Below are 2,433 nucleotides of genomic sequence, written 5' to 3'. Positions count from 1 at the left end.
ACATTTATCTTGCATCTGAAAGAATGTGAATTTCGCTTCAACCACCGCTACGAAAACGTGTATAAAGTCTTACTCAAAGAACTTCGCCAACGGCCCCTCTAAGCTCGATGTGCTTCCTAAGCCCCTCAGTTGAAAGATGACACCACCGGCGTGCAGGCCAGCAGCACCGTGGGCCAAACCTACGAAGAAGACGGCCGCCTCTACCAGGCCGATGCCAACGTGGGAATTGGCCTGAACGGGCGCGGCTACCTGGGGCTGAGTGGGCAGTTCAGCAACCGGGGCTATACCAACCGCACGGGCACCGACACGGCACCGCTCATTTACACGGGCGGCAATAGCGGCAACTACCCCGGTGGCACTGCCGCCGACACCGAGCAGAAGCGTCGGGAGCTCAAAGCAAAGGACGATGAGCTGGTGGCCCAAAACGGCTACAACCGCGCCAACCTGCGCCTGGGGCAGTCGGAGGCCCGCAGCTACGGCGGCTTTCTGAATATGGGCTACAAGCTGCTGCCCCGCCTGGGCGTGGAAGCCTACGTGACGGCCGGCGGGTCGCGCCGCACGGGCAAAGCCGCCGGCTTCTACCGCCTGCCCAGCCAGATTACCCAGGTCGATGCCACGCTGTATCCCAATGGCTTCCTGCCGTTTATCAACACCGTAATTGTCGATCAGTCAGTTATTTCGGGCCTGCGGGGACAGGTGCTGGGCTTTGAGGTTGATCTGAGCAATAAGTTTGGCCGCAACGAGCTGCGCTTCGATATCAGCAACACGCTCAGTGCTTCGCTGCCCATTGGCCTGAGCCCTACTACTTTCTACGCCGGCGCTATTGCCTTCCGCCAGAACACGTCGAACCTGAGCTTCACGCGGCGCTTCACGGATGTGGCGGCGCTGAGTACGCTGAATGTGGCCTTCGGGGTCGAATACCGCGACGACAACTACCAGATTCAGGCCGGGGAGCGGGGTTCGTACGCCAACTATGGCCGCGTAATCGCGCCGGGCCCGCCGCCTACGTTCGCTGCCGCTGGGGCCCAGGTGTTTCCTGGCTATCAGCCCTCCGATGCCCTGAACCGCTCCCGTACCAACACGGCGGGCTACGTAGATCTGGAAAGTGACATTACCGAGAAGCTGCTCGTGAGCGTAGCAGGCCGGGCCGAGCGCTACAGCGACTTTGGCAACAACGTGAGCGGCAAAGTGGCGGCGCGCTACAGCGTGCTGCCCGATGTGGCCGTGCGCGGAGCTCTGAGCAATGGTTTTCGGGCCCCGTCGCTGCAGCAGCGCTATTTCACCAACACCAGTACCCAGTTCGTGCAGGGCGCACCCAATCAGGTTCTCACCGTCAACAACGACAACCCCATCGTGCGCAACGGCTTCACGACGGGCGGTAGTGGGCAGCAGGGCTTCGGCATTGCGGCGCTGAAGCAGGAGAAATCGACCAACTACAGCCTGGGCGTGACGGCCCGGATACTGCGCACCGCCAGCCTGACCGTAGACGCGTACCAGATTGATATTCGGGACCGGATAGTGCTGTCGTCGCAGTTTAGCCGCGCCAACGCCACGGTGGCTACCATTCTGGGAACCTTGCCGGTAAGCCAGGTGCAGTTCTTTGCCAACGCCATTGATACCCGCACCCGGGGCGTCGATATCGTGGCCAACAACCGCATGGAGCTGGGGCCGGGCCGCCTGACGCTGACGCTGGCGGCCAACTTCACCGAAACCAAGGTGCGCAAAGTCAACAGCTCGCCCACCATCGACGCCGACCAGACCGGCCTGCAAAATACCCTGTTTGACCGCCAGCAGCGCGGCCGCATCGAGACGGCCCAGCCCCGCAGCAAAATCAACCTGACGGCCGGCTACGCCCTGGGTATGTTCAGCGTGGAAGCTCGCACGGTACGCTTCGGAGCCGTCGAATTCAAAGACGCCCGACTCGATGCTCCCGCTACCAACAACGGCTTCCTGTTCTCCAGCATCGACCAGACTTTTGCGGCCAAATGGGTGACGGACTTCACGCTAAGTGCCCAGCTGAACCCGCAAATCGGGCTGACGGTGGGGGCCAACAACATCTTCGACGTGTACCCCGACAAGTTTCGCGTGAACGAGTTGAACAACGCCCAGAACTTCGCCGTAGGGCCGCTGGCCTATACTTCCTCCCGCGACAACACCAACCGCGGCCGTACCATCTACAACCCCAACCAGTTCGGCTTCAACGGCGGCTTCTATTTCGCCCGCCTGCTGGTGAACCTGCCGACGTCGAAGTGAAACCCAAGAAAGCCACAGCTCTAGATTATAGTGCTGTGGCTTTCTTTTAAGTAAATAGACTTGTTCCTGAATTAGGAACCGATGCTAACATTCGGCTGTCATGCTGAGCTTGTCGAAGCATCTCTACCGCAATGCTAAGTACCACTGCGGTAGAGATGCTTCGACAAGCTCAGCATGACA

Annotated in this window: 1 protein-coding gene and 1 pseudogene; both read left to right on the top strand. The window is 60.2% G+C overall.

Going from position 1 to position 2,433, the window contains the following annotated elements; all coding sequences use genetic code 11:
• Window positions 1-102: pseudogene (locus E5J99_RS20820) on the top strand (IS1595-like element ISPlba4 family transposase); the annotation flags it as partial.
• Between the two features lie 27 nt (window positions 103-129).
• Window positions 130-2,253 carry a TonB-dependent receptor plug domain-containing protein gene (locus E5J99_RS20815; protein WP_135499730.1) on the top strand — a complete coding sequence of 708 codons (2,124 nt, stop codon included), beginning with the start codon at window positions 130-132 and terminating at the stop codon, window positions 2,251-2,253.
• The last annotated feature ends 180 nt before the right edge of the window (window positions 2,254-2,433 follow it).

This window comes from Hymenobacter elongatus (assembly GCF_004745955.1).
In the GTDB taxonomy this organism is placed as follows: domain Bacteria; phylum Bacteroidota; class Bacteroidia; order Cytophagales; family Hymenobacteraceae; genus Hymenobacter; species Hymenobacter elongatus.
This window is presented reverse-complemented; position numbering and strand designations above follow the sequence as displayed.